This window comes from Acinetobacter sp. 797_lipA (genome assembly GCF_058243025.1).
On record NZ_JBZAYQ010000002.1, the window covers coordinates 37,401 to 51,125 of the forward strand.

The 13,725-nt window shown below is 42.4% G+C and carries 15 protein-coding genes and 2 pseudogenes; 8 read left to right on the top strand and 9 right to left on the bottom strand.

Features of this window, described 5'->3' with window-relative positions:
* Positions 1 to 370 precede the first annotated feature (370 nt).
* On the bottom strand, positions 371 to 1,072 hold the full coding sequence (locus tag AC4CU2_RS17640; RefSeq protein ID WP_490769269.1) for a hypothetical protein: 702 nt from the start codon (positions 1,070 to 1,072) through the stop codon (positions 371 to 373).
* A gap of 66 nt (positions 1,073 to 1,138) precedes the next feature.
* Positions 1,139 to 1,801 carry a hypothetical protein gene (locus AC4CU2_RS17645; protein ID WP_490769270.1) on the bottom strand — a complete coding sequence of 221 codons (663 nt, stop codon included), beginning with the start codon at positions 1,799 to 1,801 and terminating at the stop codon, positions 1,139 to 1,141.
* 203 nt (positions 1,802 to 2,004) lie between these two features.
* On the opposite strand from AC4CU2_RS17645, the gene AC4CU2_RS17650 reads away from it, so the two are divergent.
* Both AC4CU2_RS17650 and AC4CU2_RS17655 read left to right on the top strand, forming a co-directional pair.
* Positions 2,005 to 2,559, top strand: a complete 555-nt coding sequence (locus tag AC4CU2_RS17650) for a hypothetical protein (protein WP_490769271.1) — start codon at positions 2,005 to 2,007, stop codon at positions 2,557 to 2,559.
* On the top strand, positions 2,552 to 3,550 hold the full coding sequence (locus AC4CU2_RS17655) for a hypothetical protein (RefSeq protein ID WP_490769272.1): 999 nt from the start codon (positions 2,552 to 2,554) through the stop codon (positions 3,548 to 3,550). Before AC4CU2_RS17650 ends, AC4CU2_RS17655 begins: the two co-directional genes overlap by 8 nt.
* A gap of 155 nt (positions 3,551 to 3,705) precedes the next feature.
* On the opposite strand, the gene AC4CU2_RS17660 is transcribed toward AC4CU2_RS17655, so the two are convergent.
* The 5 genes from AC4CU2_RS17660 to AC4CU2_RS17680 all read right to left on the bottom strand — a co-directional run bounded on the left by AC4CU2_RS17660 (position 3,706) and on the right by AC4CU2_RS17680 (position 7,213).
* Positions 3,706 to 4,731, bottom strand: a complete 1,026-nt coding sequence (locus AC4CU2_RS17660; protein WP_010326927.1) for an IS30-like element ISAba125 family transposase — start codon at positions 4,729 to 4,731, stop codon at positions 3,706 to 3,708.
* A gap of 160 nt (positions 4,732 to 4,891) precedes the next feature.
* The gene (locus AC4CU2_RS17665; RefSeq protein ID WP_151725197.1) at positions 4,892 to 5,227 is read right to left on the bottom strand and encodes a carboxymuconolactone decarboxylase family protein; all 336 of its coding nucleotides are present in this window, start codon (positions 5,225 to 5,227) and stop codon (positions 4,892 to 4,894) included.
* 196 nt (positions 5,228 to 5,423) lie between these two features.
* A complete protein-coding gene (locus tag AC4CU2_RS17670) occupies positions 5,424 to 5,738 on the bottom strand; it encodes a BrnA antitoxin family protein (RefSeq protein WP_005098515.1) in 315 nt (104 codons plus the stop codon).
* Positions 5,725 to 6,012, bottom strand: coding sequence for a BrnT family toxin (locus AC4CU2_RS17675; RefSeq protein ID WP_004884492.1), 288 nt, complete (start codon positions 6,010 to 6,012; stop codon positions 5,725 to 5,727). The genes AC4CU2_RS17670 and AC4CU2_RS17675 overlap by 14 nt, the downstream gene beginning before the upstream one ends.
* 229 nt (positions 6,013 to 6,241) lie before the next feature.
* The gene (locus tag AC4CU2_RS17680; protein WP_004637133.1) at positions 6,242 to 7,213 is read right to left on the bottom strand and encodes a GlxA family transcriptional regulator; all 972 of its coding nucleotides are present in this window, start codon (positions 7,211 to 7,213) and stop codon (positions 6,242 to 6,244) included.
* 132 nt (positions 7,214 to 7,345) lie between these two features.
* Here AC4CU2_RS17680 and AC4CU2_RS17685 point away from each other — a divergent pair, with 132 nt between their 5' ends.
* Positions 7,346 to 8,230: an MBL fold metallo-hydrolase gene (locus AC4CU2_RS17685; RefSeq protein ID WP_004733158.1), complete on the top strand. Its 885-nt coding sequence runs from the start codon at positions 7,346 to 7,348 to the stop codon at positions 8,228 to 8,230.
* A gap of 83 nt (positions 8,231 to 8,313) precedes the next feature.
* Entirely contained in the window at positions 8,314 to 8,856 is a 543-nt protein-coding gene (locus AC4CU2_RS17690; protein ID WP_004637127.1) for a cysteine hydrolase family protein, read from the top strand.
* 86 nt (positions 8,857 to 8,942) lie between these two features.
* Here AC4CU2_RS17690 and AC4CU2_RS17695 read toward each other — a convergent pair whose 3' ends face one another.
* Complete coding sequence (locus AC4CU2_RS17695; RefSeq protein ID WP_000985610.1) at positions 8,943 to 9,224, bottom strand: addiction module antidote protein; 282 nt, start codon at positions 9,222 to 9,224, stop codon at positions 8,943 to 8,945.
* Positions 9,225 to 9,431 (bottom strand): annotated as a pseudogene (locus AC4CU2_RS17700) (type II toxin-antitoxin system RelE/ParE family toxin); the annotation flags it as partial.
* A 64-nt stretch (positions 9,432 to 9,495) separates the two neighbouring features.
* Here AC4CU2_RS17700 and AC4CU2_RS17705 point away from each other — a divergent pair.
* The 4 genes and pseudogenes from AC4CU2_RS17705 to clpK all read left to right on the top strand — a co-directional run bounded on the left by AC4CU2_RS17705 (position 9,496) and on the right by clpK (position 13,563).
* Positions 9,496 to 10,200 (top strand): IS6-like element IS1008 family transposase, encoded by a 705-nt coding sequence (locus AC4CU2_RS17705; protein WP_004733335.1) that lies wholly within the window; start codon positions 9,496 to 9,498, stop codon positions 10,198 to 10,200.
* Positions 10,201 to 10,254: 54 nt separating this feature from the next.
* A pseudogene (locus tag AC4CU2_RS17710) lies at positions 10,255 to 10,407 on the top strand (IS5/IS1182 family transposase); the annotation flags it as partial.
* 92 nt (positions 10,408 to 10,499) lie between these two features.
* Complete coding sequence (locus AC4CU2_RS17715) at positions 10,500 to 10,661, top strand: hypothetical protein (RefSeq protein ID WP_004642278.1); 162 nt, start codon at positions 10,500 to 10,502, stop codon at positions 10,659 to 10,661.
* A gap of 52 nt (positions 10,662 to 10,713) precedes the next feature.
* The gene (gene clpK, locus AC4CU2_RS17720; RefSeq protein WP_151982546.1) at positions 10,714 to 13,563 is read left to right on the top strand and encodes a heat shock survival AAA family ATPase ClpK; all 2,850 of its coding nucleotides are present in this window, start codon (positions 10,714 to 10,716) and stop codon (positions 13,561 to 13,563) included.
* Positions 13,564 to 13,725: the final 162 nt, after the last annotated feature.

The following is a 13,725-nucleotide window of genomic DNA, read 5'->3' on the forward strand; positions in this document are numbered from 1 at the left end:
GTAACGCATTGTTGTGATTTATCAAGCCATCCACGGCTTAAACAATCCCCAATTTCTGCGGACAACTCTTGGGATAAAAAGTGGCCAGACTTGTACGTTTTGGCGCACATCCATTCAGGTGCTTTGCGTCTATGCCATTCTTCATCAATTTCCTATCATGGGGACATAGAGAGCAGGATGCTCCAGATAAGAATAAGAAAAGACAGCAACGGAGAATGCAGGTACGACAGGAGTTATACCTAACGCATCAAATACGAAAAAGCCCGACAGGATGTCGGGCTTTTTTATGTCTTGAATCTTGATTTCGTAGATGAGATTTATGTTAAATAAAAATATTCCATAGAGGTGTACTTGGAGGAATCTCTACAATTTAGACTTCGATATATTTTTTTATTTCAATAAGGCATGGTTCTATATTTCTTTCAGCAATACTGGAAATCTGATTACAAGCTTCTTTAACGAGGTGGAAGCCTTCTGCATGAGATATTTGGCGTTCCTGAGTTAAATCATTTAAGCATTCTTTTATTATATTAAGTTCCTTTTTTAAGTCAGTATTTCTATCTGTAACGAGAATAGATTCAGGCACTAAGTATGCTAAAAAAACTGATTTTTGAATAAGCTTATCTATCATGGCATCAATTTCTCTAAGCTCAGCATAGAACTTACTTTTCATTGTTTCTATATGTTCCTCAATTATCTTATTTTTTTTATCTATTGTTAATTGATGGTGTTGATTCAGGCTTAAAATTTTACTCTCAGCATATTGGTGAATTTTATTAATATTAATTAATAAATCAAATACTTGCTCATAAATTTTAAGAACTTCATTAGCATAATCAGAGTACATTTTTGTGTTATGTTGGCTTTTCCAGTTTAGAAAACCAATAATTGCTACTATTGGTGTTAGAACATATGCAGTTGTAGTAATGATAGTATTTATTCCATTCATACTAAAGGAACATTCTAAAGACTTCCCTTGACATACCGCCATATATTGGAAAAAGCCACAAATAGCTAAAATTGCAAGATAAACAAGCAAATATAGCCCAACATATTTTTCAATTTCTTTCATGTGTGCCTTGTTCAAATCCGTAATTCAAATACTTCACTTTTTCTACAAGATATTTAAAAAATTCCATTATGGCTTTTTAGCAAGAATTTCAGTTACTCTTTGGTGTGTATCAAGCCATGTAGCTGTTACATCACAACGATATGAGACAAGAGCTAAAATTTTTTGATAATCGTCTGATAAGTTTCGAGTAAATATTGGCTCATGATGAGCGATACGATTACGTAGACGTCGAATTTGCTCTAAATCATCGTAAATTAATTTTCTTCGGTCTTGGATATTCTTTGAGTTATCCATATTGGGAAACAGATCAGTTAAATAGGGATTCCAAAAACGCTGATCATGTCTGCTTGTGAAAATACTTTGCCAAAATGCGAATTTCAACTCGGGAATAACTTTTCCTGTTGTTCGCTGATTTAATCGAGCATTTATGAGATCTTTTTTAGGGCTAAAACCGCGAGTAGGATTAGGTAAGCTTCGTTCAAAACCTGAAGACCAGGGCCATCTATCCCCATAAATATTTTCAATTGCTCTGGATACAGCATTCCGAATAGCAACTTCACAGACATGCAAAGGAATAAGTAAGGCACCCGAAATATCTGCATTCCAAGCATATAAATTTAAGGCTTCTAAATTGTCAGGTTTCTTTCCACCAGTAGCATTTTCATAAGTTGAAATTCTTGCAGGCGAAATAACAATAGTTACAGCGTTTATTATTTTCTGATTTGACATATATGCCTATAAACCTTATATTGAATGCACTAGCTATGGGACTTTGTTGGCTTGCCTCCCCCCGTAGACATACGATATCTTAAAAAACCCGCCTATGCGGGTTTTTTATTGCCTAAAATATAGGCAAGTAACCGATTGAATTATAAAAACTCTTACTTTTCATGTAATACATATATAGCAGAAATTATTTTTAAGGATTTACTTTGGAACCCTGTCTAGAAAATATTTTTCAAAAATACTTAATTACTGACTTAAATAGTAGAAGTTATGCAAAAAACTTAACAAAATTAATTACGTTTTTCATATCTAAAGAACGTTTTCTGGAAGCAAGATTTTATTTAGACCAGTTAGAAAAAACTCATAGTGGAAATATAATTTCTATTCGATTGGGTTATAAGTTAGCCATAGCTATTTTTGATCATAAAAGAGTGATTTATTATGATAAATTGTTGTTTTCAAAAAGAAAAGATGATTTTGAGTTGGAGTGGTATAGACTGCAATACTACTATTCAGTAAATAATATTTCTCAAATTATAAATAGTGCTAAGTTTTTGTTATTAAAACATAACTTAAAAAGAGAATATATGGAAAGTATTTTGCAAGTTACGTGGAATATAAAGAACTATGAACTCTCAGTAATGGTTCATAAATATGCAATGAAACAAAGACTTCAACTTACTTCTCAAATGGATAAGTTAATTAGAAGTATAGTTATAGAAAGGTTAAGAGATTCATTAGCGAAGTATAAAAATGTTTAATTTTCTTATAGTTAGGGTTTTAGAGTCTAATAGTTTTACTTTGCCGAATACCATCATTTATGGTGATGTAGAATTGAGACCTGCTTCAGTTGATTCAGATAAAGAACTTTCTGCATTAAAAGAATCTGCTGATGATCATAGATTGCAGTTTGATAAATACACTTATGCGGCAAGGATTTGTACGATTGTTTCCTCTGAAACAGTGCTAGAGGCTCTAAGCATAGCTGCTGATCGGTTCTCTACAATTCTGGATTTGAGCGCCAGTAAATTTCATATTTCTAATGTTGATGTTTCAGAGATCGGATTTGCTAAAAATTTAGCTTCAGGTGAGCTACATCCTGTTAAAAGGTGGGGATTTAATCCATCAACATCTTTTGTTATGTCCCATGGAAATATTCAGAGGATGGATGATATTAACTATATTCTTGGTTTAGATTGTGAGCTAAGTCAAAGATATTTAAGAGCTTTACATTGGGCTAGGCATGGTAGACATGAAAATAATAGTCAGTTAAAGATATTGTTTAATTGGTTTACGTTAGAAGCATTATTAAAAGAGGGAGAGTCTGATAATATTTCTTCAAACATATGTTTTTTAATGGGATTTCCTAATAATAAAAAAAGGTTAGAAATATCTGAACCCTTTCTAGCCAGTATATCTGATCATCCTAGATATGATTTTTGGAAGAAAAAACTAATTGAAGATGTTGATAAGATTCGAATTTTTCGAAATAACTCAGCTCATTCTGGATTTAGGATAGTTGATTTTTCAAAGCCAGTTCTGGCGTTATATAGTCAGATTATGATTTATGGAACCTCTAGGAGTTTGGGAGCTGTTCGGTTTGCATTATTAAACAATGTTAAGACGCTAGTAGAGTTCAAGGAAAATATAGCTAATATCTTTGAAAATACAGCTAGAGCTAATGATATACATGGGAATATTATTTATTCATTAGATCAAGTACTATTGAATGGAAACGATATTTATTTGTAAGATTTCCTAAAATTAACATAATACACGTTATACGAAATTTTAAAAATGATATTATCTTTTTGATAATTAAAGAAATTTAATGTAATTGCTATTATATTAAATTCTCATTACATCGACTAAGAACTGACTCAATAATAAAAAATGGGAGGGCGAATTCAAACATGAGGTGCGACAGTTTGAAAAGTCTTATGATAATCAACAAGCTGAGCAAATTTCTCTAATGGTGTAAGCCAATCTAACGCTTTTCTAGGACGAGTATTCAGTGACATGGCAACTTGATTTAAATAATGCTGATCTGCCTGATTTAAATCAATCCCTTTAGGTAAATATTGCCTAATTAAACCATTCATATTTTCGCATGTGCCTTTTTGCCAGGGTGAATGTGGGTCACAGAAATATACATCTATGCCTAAATCTTCTTCAAGTATTTTATGTTCTGCCATCTCGCGTCCACGGTCATAGGTCAACGTTTTACGCAGTTCTGCAGGTAAATATTTCAGAGCTTCAGTTAAAGCCTTGCGCACTGATTCTGCCTTTGCATCAGGTAATGTTGCCAAGATACAGAGCCGTGTATTTCGTTCAATAAGTGTTGCTATCGAACTTTTATTGTCTTTACCTTTAATTAAATCAGCTTCCCAATGACCCGGTATTTTTCTTTCTTGAACTTCGGCTGGGCGCTCATGAATAGTTTTAATATCCTGTAATATAGAATCTTTTTTAGGTTCACCGTTAGCTTTTCGCTTTTTATTTTCATGACGCAGACAGGATAATAAGTCTTTTTTCAACTCACCCTTGGGTAATGCGCGTATCGTTGAATAAATCGTTGTATGGCTTACATTCATTGTTTGATCCAAATCAGGAAATGTCTTTAAACGCTTTGCTATTTGCTGAGGAGACCATAAACAACGGATCGCTTCAACAATAAATTTCCAGAGGATTGAATCGATTTTGAGTTTTCTGTGACCACGTCTACGTCTAGCAAAAGTGTTATCAGAAGCATATCGAGCTTGATAAACGTCATTGATGCTATTTCTTTTAAGCTCACGATAGATCGTACTAGGATGTCTTTTAATAAGTTCAGCAAATTTTCTGGCTGAAAAGCCTTCTTTTCTTGACTCAAGCATTAATGCAGTACGATCTTCAAAGTTAAGATGATGGTATGACAATTTTATATACTCCATAAACCCTTTAAATTAATTAGGTGGTTTATGTCGCACTTCAAGTTTTACTCTGCCGAGTTTTGTTGAACTCCCATTTTTGAGACTGCACATTAAATTTTTTCAAATAATTATGTAGCACTTTTTCTAGTCAAATTATCTTTTTCAATACCTAATAAAGATATTATTTCTGTGCTTCACATGCCTCTAAAGCTCGTAAAGCAAATGTATATGCAGCTCCTGCATTCAAATGAATTGCTGTAGCTAAAGCACCAGCTATTTCGCTTTCTGTTGCACCAGCTTTCATTGCTGCTTCTGCATGCACTGAAATACAGCTTTCACAACGCGTAGTGATTGCCACTGCTATAGATATTAATTCACGTGTTTTGATATCTAATGCCTCGGCAGCAGCAGCATCATTAAGTGCTAAATAAGCTTGAAGCATTTTAGGATGAGTTTTTCCTAAAGATCCAAATGATTTTTTGACATGTGCTGTATGTTCTGGCCAATCTAGGAACATTTTAAAAATACCTTTGATTAAATACAGATTTAATATTAGTTGAATTGGATATAAAATTTCTTAAATTTTGTGTAAACAACGTAATTTTAATCTTATAAATGAATAGCTACCGATTTTGTAGACACTTTATAATTATTCTAAAATTAACATAATACACCTTATGCGAAGTCAAAAATGGGAGCTTAAGCTCCCATTTTTACTGATGATTTTTTAATTCTTTGAGCATAGCATCCCGTAAAATTTCATTCATTCGTGTTTGATAGCCTTTGCCTTGAGCTTTAAACCATGCAAGTACATCAGCATCTAAACGAATGGAAGTCTGTTGCTTCACTGGGCGATAGAATTGATTATGGCGTACAGCATTGCTCCAGTCGGTAATTTCAGGCATATCTGAGAGATCTAGCTGATCGTCAGGAACCGTTCCCTTAGCAAGCAAGCGTTGAATTTCAGCATCTTGCTTGTCGCTGAATTTTTCATTCAGTTCTTTGCGTGAGTATCTAACCATGCTCATATCTATCTCGCTCCGCCTTAGTTACTTGTCTTGCACTAATGATTCGTATGATTTCACAGTCATCTTCATCAAAGATGGTGTGAGCTACTAGGAGCATTAGTACGCCTTTTACTTTCCCAATGGTCTGCCAACGTTCTTCACCATCGGTATGTCTATCCTGAATTGAGATCCTCAGTGGATCATCAAAAACAAGGCTTGCCGTTTCGAAAGAGACATCGTGTTTTTTCTGATTCTTTCGATTCTTTGCCTCATCCCATTCGAAATACTGTTCCATAAAAAACATTCAAATTTGTATATACAATAATGTATCACAAAATTGTATCACTCAAGTTGAGAAGCGTAATTTTTAGTCAAATTTATTGGCAAGAACTATCAAAATTGCTCATAAAAAAGCCGACTTGTTTCCAAGTCGGCTTTTCGGGTTTGCGTCCCCGATTTTTTATAACATAACTTTTTGAAATATAAAACTATTTTTATATGCGTTTCGTATAACGCCCATTATGTTAAATGGATGGATTATTTTCATTAATGATCCCAAAAGCTTTTCTCCATGCCTGAGGGCTGGTGCCATATTTTTCACGAAAATTTTTTCTAAATGACACGGTATTATTAAAACCTGAAAGCTCGGTTATCTTTTCGATAGACAAGTTTGTCGTTTCTAAAAGTTCACAACTTAATCTGATTCTTTCAGTATTCAGCCAATCGACTAGGGTCATGCCTGTCGCTTTCTTAAAATGCCGTGTGAACGTCCTGCGTGTCATATGTGTCCGTTCAGCGAGGCTTTCAATATTATGTTGTAAAGCTAAATTCTTTCTTAAAAAATCAAGTAATACATTAATTTGTGCATCTTGGCTCGATTCTGCGACTGGCTGTTCAATAAACTGAGCTTGCCCACCTTCACGGTGAGGCGGGATCACCATTACTCTAGAGACTTTATTCGCAATTCGTGCATTATAGATTTCACGTACCAAGTACAAGCAGCAGTCTAACGCTGCGCCTGTTCCAGCAGAGGTTACGATCCTTTGGTCCTCTACATACAGGGCGTCATTATCAAGCTGAACCTGTGGAAATCGTTCACTAAAATCTTGTTCAGCCATCCAGTGCGTAGCTGCTTTTTTATGGTCAAGCAGCCCTGCATATGCCAATGCATAAGTTCCATAGCATAACCCTACAATTCTAATTCCAGTCTGATATGCACAATTTAGGGCATTGATAAGTACTTCTTCAGGCTCATGATTAAAATCATCCCATCCAGGAATAATAATAAGATCCGACTCTTTAATGAGTTCGATCCCCCCATCAGGGATAATCATCATAGACTGTTCTGTTTTTACGGGTTGGCCATCTATAGAAAAAATTTTCAGATCAAATAAGCGTTTATCTTCAATCCTGATATTGAAAATGATATGGGGGATAGAGAAGTGAAATGGATTTATATTGGGATAAACGAACAATCCAATCACTGGTATAGCCATTCGGTCTACCTCTCTAAAATAATAAATATAGCATGTTGTCCCAATAGTTTCGATGATTGTCCTTAAAGACAATTTTATTGCTTAATTTTTCCTATCATGATTCGAGTATGACTAAATGATTGGATCTGGAACATGAATAAAATTTTAAGTAGCTCTGTTATTGCACTCTCTCTGGCAATGGCTTCAGTCCATTTATATGCGAATGATAAGGTGGTTCAGCGAGATACTTCTAAAGTTACGCATATACAAGAAATTCGCAATGCAACGATTAAAGTAACCTATGCTGATACGACTTTTTTAATTGACCCAATGTTTGCTAAAAAAGGATTCTATGAAGGTTTTCCTGATACTCATCGTAGCTATTTACGGAACCCATTAGTCGATTTGCCTATCAAGCCCGAAACGATTTTAGAAGGTGTAGATGCGGTAATCGTGACCCATACCCATCTAGATCATTGGGATGATGCAGCACAAGCGACTATTCCGAAAAACATGCCGTTGTTTGTACAGAATAAAGAAGACCAGAAAATCATTCAGTCACAAGGCTTCAAAGATGTTCGTGTATTAACTCAAGCGACCTTTGAAGGGATTAAGCTCACTAAAACTGGTGGTCAACACGGTACTGATGCCATGTACCGTATTCCTAAGCTTAAAGCTGGATTAGGTGAAGCAATGGGTGTGGTATTTGAAGCTGCTGGCCATGAAACTGTTTATGTGGCAGGAGATACCATCTGGCGTTCTGAAGTTGATCAAGCGATTCAAACATTTAAACCTGATGTGATTGTCTTAAATACAGGTAACGCCTTGGTTGATGGCTTTAAAGAATCCATTATTATGGGCAAAGAAGATACTTATCGTGCAACTCAGAAAGCACCAAATGCTAAAGTGGTTGCTGTTCACATGGATGCAATTAACCACATGTCAGTAACACGTGCTGAGCTTGCAGAGTACGTAAAAGACAAAGGGATTCAAGATAAGGTTTTAATTCCTATTGATGGTGAAACGCTTTCTTTCTAAAGTGACTTAAAGAAGTGGAAGCATTCCACTTCTTTAAAACATAAGTAGAACAAAACAAATATTAGTTAAGTAAAGGAATAGGTATGTCAAAATCAGCTTTATTAGTTATCGACTTACAAAATGAATATCTACCTACAGGTAAATTACCATTGGTAAATATTGAACAAGCTGCTGCTAATGCAGTGAAAGTAATTGCGAAAGCCCGTCAACAGGGTACTCAAGTGATTCATGTCCAACATATTGCTGATGCTGAATCTCCTATATTTGAACCTAGCTCAAATGGTATTGAATTTCAGGACACAGTTAAGCCGCAAGAAGATGAATCTGTGATCATTAAAAATCACATCAATGCGTTCTTAAACACGAATCTCAAAGAAATTTTAGATAGCAATCAAGTGACTGAGTTAGTCGTGATTGGTGCTATGACGCATATGTGTGTTGATGCTGCTGTTCGTGCTGCTTCTGATTTTGGTTATAAGGTAAAAGTGATACATGATGCTTGTGCAACACTAGACTTGGAATTTAATGGCGTTAAAGTACCTGCTGGTCATGTCCATGCAACATTAATGGCCGCTTTTGAATTTGCATATGCTCAAGTAATATCAACTGAAGATTATGTTAGCTAAAGACTAAGATTTCCTAAAATTAACATAATACACGTTATATGAAGTTAAAAAAGGGAGCTTTAAGCTCCCTTTTTTACTAGTTTTTTTTAAATTGCTAAGCGTAAATTCAGCGCTTTTACCACTTTAATAACAGTATCAAAGCTTGGATTTACATCGCCAGAAAGTGCTTTATAAAGACTTTCTCGGCCTAAACCTGTGTCTCTTGATAATTGAGCCATTCCTTTAGCTTTAGCAATATTACCTAAAGCTTTTGCAATGAATGCCGCATCACCATTAGATTCATCTATACAGGCTTGTAGGTAAGCTTGCATATCTTCTTCTGTTTTAAGATGTTCAGCACTGTCCCATTTACGAAGTTTGATAGCCATTTACAGCTCCTCCTCTAAATCTTGTGCTAGTTGTAGGGCAAGTTTTATATCTTTACTTTGCGTAGACTTGTCTCCGCCTGCTAAAAGAATAACGACCCTTTGCCCTTGCTTACAGTAATAGATCCTGTAGCCAGGTCCAAAGAAGAAACGTAATTCAGAGACACCTTCACCGACTGGTTCAGTATCTCCAAAGTTTCCATCTTCAACCGGCACTGTTGCAAATAGGCTGACATGATAAGCTAAATATCTTATTTATTTCGAGATACAGCAGATGAATCCCTTCCATGGTCGGCACTTTCAAGGTGAAATCATTCTTTGGGCTGTTCGTTGGTATTGTAAATATGGCATCAGCTATCGTGAACTTCAAGAAATGCTCGCTGAACGAGGTGTGAATGTTGACCACACCACAATTTATCGTTGGGTTCAGCGTTATGCTCCAGAAATGGAAAAACGCTTACGCTGGTATTGGCGTAATCCTACAGATTTACATTCATGGCATATGGATGAGACTTATATCAAAGTGAAGGGGCGATGGACTTACCTGTATCGTGCAGTTGATCAACGGGGTCATACGATTGACTTTTACCTTTCCGCTAGACGGAACAGTAAATCAGCCTATTGTTTTTTAGGAAAGATCTTCAATACGGTGAAAAAATGGCAAATTCCACGGGTCATCAATACAGATAAAGCAGCGACCTATGGCCATGCTTTATCACGGTTAAAGCGAGAAGGAAAATGTCCAGTAGATATTGAGCACAGGCAGATTAAGTATAAAAATAATGTCATTGAATGTGATCATGGTAAGTTAAAGCGGATCATCAGGGCCACATTAGGATTCAAATCTATGAAGACGGCTTATGCCACAATTAAAGGTATTGAAGTCATGCGTGCACTACGTAAAGGACAAGCATGGTCATTTTATTATGGTCAGCCTCAAGGTGAAGTGTGTCTAATCAACAGGGTTTTCGGTCTCTAAGCACTTTTAAAAAGGAACTTCATCGACTCAAATCTCTATTTGCAACAGTGCCGTTTGGTGGAAACCAAGATGCATTGCATCAAATTATTAGGCGATAAATTAATGGCAAGAAGCTTTCCTAGTCAGGTGAATGAAATTCATGCACGTGTAGCAGTCCTCAACAGATTTACGGAATTAGGTCGACCACTTACCCAAGTTACGCCTTAAATTTGGCTCAATTAGGGGCGCTTTGCATTTCAAATCTTTGTGCAACAAAGTCGCTGTACATTGACTCTTGATATTTTTTCCTGGTAAGCGCAATGTCTTACAAAGTCTTGCAAGGATTTCCTTGGCCGGAACCGCAAAGCGACGCGATTGGAGAGGGCGAAATGAAAGCGCACCTACAGGTGATTTTCACGCTCGATCCCGATCAACGGCTGACGCGGGGCAGCGCGTTTTTCTCAAAAAACAAAAAGAGATGAGGCACCGTGATCGTCGGTGCCTCGTCAGATCAATCTTTACAGGAGCATCAGTATGGACAGAAAACAATGCCAGGTCTGCAGCCAACCCGCCACCGTGCGGGTGGAAGCCAATCTCAACGGTCGTCACAGCACCATGCTGTTGTGTGACGACCATTACCGTCAACTGGTGCGCCAGCAAAAGCGCACCGTCTCGCCGCTGGAAGCCTTGTTCGGCTCGCGCAGCGGCCTGTTCGAGGACTTCCTCGGCAGTGACTTCTTCCGCATCGGCGACGACGCGACGCCGATGGCCGCCGATACCGATGACGTGGTCGATGCCTCGTTCGGCGAGCCCGCCGCCGCAGGTTCGGGTGCGCCGCGCCGTCGCGGCAGTGGGCTCGCCAGCCGTATCAGCGAACAGTCCGAGGCCCTATTGCAGGAGGCCGCCCGACACGCTGCCGAATTTGGCCGCGCCGAGGTGGATACCGAACACCTGCTGCTGGCGCTATCCGACAGCGATGTGGTGAAGACCATCCTGGGGCAGTTCAAGATCAAGGTCGATGACCTCAAGCAACAGATCGAATCCGAAGCCAAGCGCGGCGAGAAGCCGTTCGAGGGCGAGATCGGCGTGTCGCCCCGGGTCAAGGACGCGCTCAGCCGTGCTTTCGTGGCCTCCAATGAACTCGGCCACTCTTATGTCGGGCCGGAGCATTTCCTGATCGGGCTCGCCGAGGAAGGCGAAGGTTTGGCGGCCAACCTGCTACGCCGTTACGGTCTCACGCCGCAAGCGCTGCGCCAGCAGGTAAGCAAGGTGGTCGGCAAAGGGGCCGAGGATGGCCGCGCCGAGACGCCGACCAACACGCCCGAGCTGGATAAATACTCGCGCGACCTCACCAAGATGGCGCGCGAGGGCAAACTCGATCCAGTCATCGGCCGTGCGCAGGAGATCGAGACCACCATCGAGGTGCTGGCCCGGCGCAAGAAGAACAACCCGGTGCTGATCGGCGAGCCGGGCGTGGGCAAGACCGCCATCGTCGAGGGGCTGGCGCAGCGCATGGTCGCCGGCGAAGTGCCCGAGACGCTGCGCGACAAGCGCCTGGTCGAACTCAACATCAACGCCATGGTGGCAGGCGCCAAGTACCGCGGCGAGTTCGAGGAGCGCGTGCAGAAGGTGCTCAAGGAAGTGACCGAGCACCAGGGCGAGATGATTCTCTTCATCGATGAAGTGCACACCATCGTCGGTGCCGGCCAGGGTGGCGGCGAAGGCGGGCTGGACGTGGCCAACGTGTTCAAGCCGATGATGGCGCGCGGCGAGCTGAACCTGATCGGCGCCACCACGCTCAACGAGTATCAGAAGTACATCGAGAAGGACGCCGCGCTGGAGCGTCGTTTCCAGCCGGTGATGGTGCCCGAGCCGACGGTAGCGCAGACCATGATGATCCTGCGCGGCCTGCGCGACACCTTCGAGGCGCACCACAAGGTCAGCATCACCGAGGATGCGATCATCGCCGCCGCCGAGTTGTCGGACCGCTACATCACCGCGCGCTTTTTGCCTGACAAGGCCATCGACCTGCTTGACCAGGCGGCCGCACGCGTGAAGCTGTCGGCCACGGCTCGCCCAGTGGCCGTACAAGAGCTGGAGTCCGAACTGCACCAGTTGCGGCGTGAGCAGGACTACATGGCCTCGCGCAAGCAGTACGACAAGGCCGCCGAGCTGGGCAAGCGCATCGAGGCAAAAGAGGCCGAACTCAAGAAGCTCATCGAAGATTGGGAGCGCGAGCGCGCCTCGGGCAGCGCCGAAGTCAAGGCCGAGCATGTCGCGCAGATCGTCTCGCGCCTGACCGGCATTCCGGTCAACGAGCTGACGGTGGAAGAACGCGAGAAGCTGTTGCATCTGGAACAGCGGCTGCACGAGCGCCTGGTGGGCCAGGACGAAGCGGTGCGCGCGGTAGCCGATGCCGTGCGGTTGTCGCGCGCGGGGCTGCGCGAGGGCAGCAAGCCAGTGGCGACGTTCCTGTTCCTCGGGCCGACCGGCGTGGGCAAGACCGAGCTCGCCAAGGCGCTGGCCGAGTCCATCTATGGCGATGAAGGTGCGCTGCTGCGCATCGACATGTCCGAGTACGGGGAACGCCATACCGTGGCACGCCTGGTGGGCGCGCCTCCGGGTTATGTGGGCTATGACGAGGGCGGCCAGCTCACCGAGAAGGTGCGTCGCAAGCCCTACAGCGTGTTGCTGCTGGACGAGATCGAGAAGGCTCACCCCGACGTCTACAACATCCTGCTGCAGGTGTTCGACGACGGGCGGCTCACCGACGGCAAGGGCCGGGTGGTGGATTTCACCAATACCATCATCATCGCCACCTCGAACTTGGGCTCGGACATCATCCAGCGTCGGCTGAAGGCCCGTAGCGCCGCCGGCGAGGAATACGAGAAGACCAAGTCCGAGGTGATGGACGTGCTGCGCGGACACTTCCGCCCCGAGTTCATCAACCGCATCGACGAGATCATCGTCTTCCATGCGCTGGGCAAGGAGGAGATCCGCCATATCGTCGGCCTGCAGCTCGATCGTGTGGCCCGCAACGCCGCCAGCCAGGGCGTGACGCTGACCTTCGATCAGACCTTGATCGACCACTTCGCGGAGGAAGGCTACAAGCCCGAGTTCGGCGCGCGTGAACTCAAGCGCCTGATCCGCAGCGAGCTGGAGACGGCACTGGCGCGCGAGATGCTGGGTGGCGGTATCGGCAAGGGCGATCACGCCAGCGCCCGCTGGGATGACAAGGCCGAACGGGTGGTCTTCGAGCGCCAGGAGCCACCCGCGAAGCCGGCCGAGCCTGAGAAGCCCGATGCCGCGAACGTGGCTGAGGCGCCGCCGAGCGACGCGAGCAAGCCTGCGCGCAAGAAGAAGTCAGCGGGCGGCGAATCTTGAGCGATGGGGGCTGTCGTGTCCGACCCCAACGGGCTGACATGGGCAGCCACCCTCGTGCCGCTGGCGGTCACTATCCCCACAGCGGGGCACGCGGTCATCTTCTTTGAGGTGATGAAGGGGCTGACTGCTCTGTCGGTCAGTCTCGCGATGTTCGCATTCAGC

Coding starts and splice junctions, on each gene's coding strand:
- clpK (WP_151982546.1), top strand. CDS start 10,714: ATGGACAGAAAACAATGCCAGGTCTGCAGCCAACCCGCCACCGTGCGG.
- AC4CU2_RS17665 (WP_151725197.1), bottom strand. CDS start 5,227: ATGTTCCTAGATTGGCCAGAACATACAGCACATGTCAAAAAATCATTT.
- AC4CU2_RS17680 (WP_004637133.1), bottom strand. CDS start 7,213: ATGGCTATACCAGTGATTGGATTGTTCGTTTATCCCAATATAAATCCA.
- AC4CU2_RS17715 (WP_004642278.1), top strand. CDS start 10,500: ATGTCTTACAAAGTCTTGCAAGGATTTCCTTGGCCGGAACCGCAAAGC.
- AC4CU2_RS17670 (WP_005098515.1), bottom strand. CDS start 5,738: ATGAGCATGGTTAGATACTCACGCAAAGAACTGAATGAAAAATTCAGC.
- AC4CU2_RS17690 (WP_004637127.1), top strand. CDS start 8,314: ATGTCAAAATCAGCTTTATTAGTTATCGACTTACAAAATGAATATCTA.
- AC4CU2_RS17705 (WP_004733335.1), top strand. CDS start 9,496: ATGAATCCCTTCCATGGTCGGCACTTTCAAGGTGAAATCATTCTTTGG.
- AC4CU2_RS17685 (WP_004733158.1), top strand. CDS start 7,346: ATGAATAAAATTTTAAGTAGCTCTGTTATTGCACTCTCTCTGGCAATG.
- AC4CU2_RS17645 (WP_490769270.1), bottom strand. CDS start 1,801: ATGTCAAATCAGAAAATAATAAACGCTGTAACTATTGTTATTTCGCCT.
- AC4CU2_RS17655 (WP_490769272.1), top strand. CDS start 2,552: ATGTTTAATTTTCTTATAGTTAGGGTTTTAGAGTCTAATAGTTTTACT.
- AC4CU2_RS17695 (WP_000985610.1), bottom strand. CDS start 9,224: ATGGCTATCAAACTTCGTAAATGGGACAGTGCTGAACATCTTAAAACA.
- AC4CU2_RS17675 (WP_004884492.1), bottom strand. CDS start 6,012: ATGGAACAGTATTTCGAATGGGATGAGGCAAAGAATCGAAAGAATCAG.
- AC4CU2_RS17660 (WP_010326927.1), bottom strand. CDS start 4,731: ATGGAGTATATAAAATTGTCATACCATCATCTTAACTTTGAAGATCGT.
- AC4CU2_RS17640 (WP_490769269.1), bottom strand. CDS start 1,072: ATGAAAGAAATTGAAAAATATGTTGGGCTATATTTGCTTGTTTATCTT.